This window comes from Bacillus sp. JJ864, from assembly GCF_036963045.1.
Classification (GTDB): Bacteria; Bacillota; Bacilli; order Bacillales; family Bacillaceae_G; genus Bacillus_A; species Bacillus_A pseudomycoides_C.
In genome coordinates, this window is record NZ_JBALLY010000210.1 from 1 (window position 1) to 3,323 (window position 3,323).

The following is a 3,323-nucleotide window of genomic DNA, read 5'->3' on the forward strand; positions in this document are numbered from 1 at the left end:
TCATACGTATACGATTCTTCTAAAATACGCTGTGAATCTTTTGTACCAATTTGTAAGTTCGTTAGTTTCTTTGTATGGTCGTACGTAAATTGGGCCGCTGTGTCATTGCCGGCTTGGTAACGAACAACGTTTCCAAATTCGTCGTAATCAAAATAGAATGTTTTTCCGCTATCGGTTACTTTCGTATTTTGATTTAAGGCGTTATATTCATAGTTTGTTGTGTTGTTGTATGAGCCGTAATTGATCGTTGTATCTTTTAGTTTATGAGATTTTGGTTGATACGACCATTTTACGCTGCCGCCACGGTCTGTCATGCTGATGATGCGGTTGCCTTCGTCATATGCTTTTTCACGTGTGATTCCGTTTATATGATCGGTTACTTTCGTTTCATTTCCGTTTTCATCATATGCATACGAGAATGTATCTTTTCCATTTCGTTTTGCTTTAATCGCTCGGTTTGCCGCGTCGTACTCCCATTCTAACACAGTGTTTGTTGGCAGCGTTGTTTTCGTCCGGTTCGCATTTGCATCATATTCGTGTACGATTTTTCGTAATAACGCATCTTGGAAAACAGTTAGTTTGTTATCGACATCATATTCGAAGATGTTCTTTTGCGTTTTTCCGCCAGCTGTCACAAATTTCTCTGTTGTATTTCCATTATCATCATAACTGTAAGAAACAGAAGTACCATTTGCCATTGTTGTTTTCGTTAATTGATTGTCTTCGTTATAGGCAAAGGTCTTTTTATTTCCTTTTTCATCTGTTTCACTTGATTTGTTTCCATACGTATCGTACGTAAATGTATTTTTACGATTTTCTTCATCATAAGTTGCGGTAATGAAGTTTCCATCTGCATCATACTCTGTTTTCGTTAAGTGGTTGCCTTCCATGATACGAATATCATCGAACCATACTTTCCCTGTCAGTTCTTTATCAAGCATCGTATGAAGCTGAATGCGTTTAATTGCCCCTGCTGAAGCTGGGATAACAACCGCTCCGCGGTTCCAATCTTTTGTGCCAAGCGGGAATGTAATGTAATAGCTTTTCCATGTTCCGCCTTCATGTTCTGCATAGACCCAAACAGAATATCCTTTGTTTGGCTGCGATGCACTGCTATGTTTCACATTTTCTGCTTTTGACATTGCCGTAATTGTAATGTCTTTTGCCTGACTTTGATTTAGCGCAATTTCTTGACGATAATGTAAGTCTGGACTTGGATCAATTGGACTCTTCCGTTCCATCACAAGCGCTGAGTGTCCGCCAAATCCTTCTCCAATATTATCTTTCGGTACGTTTTGCCATGTATGCCAACCTTCTAATTTGTCGCTGTCTCTATAATACTCAAAACTTGGGTTTGGTACTGGATTAAAAGAAGATGAGATTGGCCCTTCTTCTAATTGGAAATTATCAAACCAAGCTGTCCCTTTTCCTTCCGCGCTTTCATGAGCTGCGAAGACCTCAATGACTAATTGACGCGTTTTATCAGAAGTAACAATTGGGACTTGTCGTTTTGTCCAATCGGTTGTGCCAGTAACTTTACTATGGTTATTCGAAATGGTTCCTACATGATTTCCATGTTCGTCTAGCTGAATGACATAGAAATAAGCACTTGCTTTTTCTAAACCACTTGTTTTGATCCACCCGCTTAAAATATATGGTTTATTTGGCTCAACGTCTACTTTTTGGCTGGCGATTGTTGCTCCCCAGCTGTCATTGATGCCTTTTGTATCCATGCGGAGGGAAGACGTTTGTCCTAATTGCGGTGCACGAACGTTACGATCGATTTCATTTTTCCCGCCATCGTTCCATCCGCGCAATTCCCAACGATCGCCCCCTGCTTCAAAGCCAGAGTTTCGGATTAAGTTACCACCCGGTGCTAGTTCTAAGCTGCCGCGAATCGGATTTCCATAAGAATCATACTGCGTCACAGATGAGGTTTGCGCCTTATAATCTGTTTCTGAAACGGCATTAGCACCGTTATATGTCACAGACGCTGTTTTATTCTCTGTATCCGTTACTTTCGTTACATCATTATTTTGATTATATTCATACTTCTCTGTTCCAATTGCGTCCGTCGCAGATGTTACGTTTCCTTTCCCATCATACGTATAACTTTCAGAAACACGTTTTCCTTGATCCTTTGGATCTGTCTTTTTCGTTAAATTGTTTGTTTCATATTCATACGTTGTCGTGAGCTTTAATCCATCTGCATCTACAATTGTTTTTGCTGGATTCCCCGCAAGATTGTATTGATGAATATCTTTCACATTTTTTGGATCAATAACTGTCACTTCTCTTGCTTCATTGTTATAAGAGAGTTTCGTTTCTTTTCCTAATGCGTCCTTTACACTCACGAGTCGATTGTTGTCATATGTGTACGTTGTTTTGTACGGCTTTTGCTCCGTATGTTTCGGATCATATGTGTACCGTAGTTTTCCATTTTCATAGCCGTATCGATATTGTTTTCCTCTCGGTGTTGTTACGCCTACGAGTTGGCCATCTTTATACGTATACGTAACTGTACGATTTTCAGGACCAACAAGCTTTGTTAATAATCCGTCTGTATACTGTAAAGACACTTTACGATTCGCAGCGTTTGTAATTTCGACAACGCGGCCATTTTCATAGCGATACGTCAGCGTATTGCCGTGTTCGTCTTTTACCTTTGTTAAACGACCTTGCTTATCGTACTCGGATACCGTTTGATCTTTATCAGTAACCGTATACCCGCTGTCTGTTTTCTTGATTTCTAAAAAGACACCCGGAGGCGCTTTGTAGGAGTTGTCTCCCGTTTTTTCAAAACGATCGACTGCGCGATCTTCATGAATAAAGTGTACATCTCCATTTGGCTGCTCCTGTACTTTTTCATCAAAAGAACTCGTCCAGCCTTTTCCTAATACGCCTTGTTCTGTGCTGTTACTGTTGTATACACGGTCGATACGAAAGTCAGGGCCGCGTCCTGATAACGTAAAGTCCGACTCATCCATAACAAAGTTTCCGTTCGTCGCGTTTACTTTACCGCCAATCACATCAACAGAAGCAATATAATCTTTTAACCCAAAAATATCTGTTGGTTCTGTCATTTTAATGCCGTAATCTGGGGAATACGTACTTTCGGCATGCCCGATATTACTGTAGGCCTGAATATGAACCCAATACTTATCGCTTCTAAAATCACCTGCATTCTCATACAGCTTCAAAGGATTTAATGCAAGTTCTTCTCCCTTTCCATCTGTATGGAACTGGTAGCGGCCATTTTTCAACTCATCTGCCGTTGGATAGATTTTCTTTCCTTGCGTAGACCACTTCGTCACATTTCCAAC

At 40.4% G+C, this 3,323-nt stretch carries 1 protein-coding gene; it reads right to left on the reverse strand.

The window, feature by feature from the left end; all coding sequences use genetic code 11:
* Window positions 1–3,323: DUF6531 domain-containing protein (locus tag V7024_RS23090; RefSeq protein WP_335524346.1), on the reverse strand; the 3,323-nt coding region annotated here is incomplete at both ends.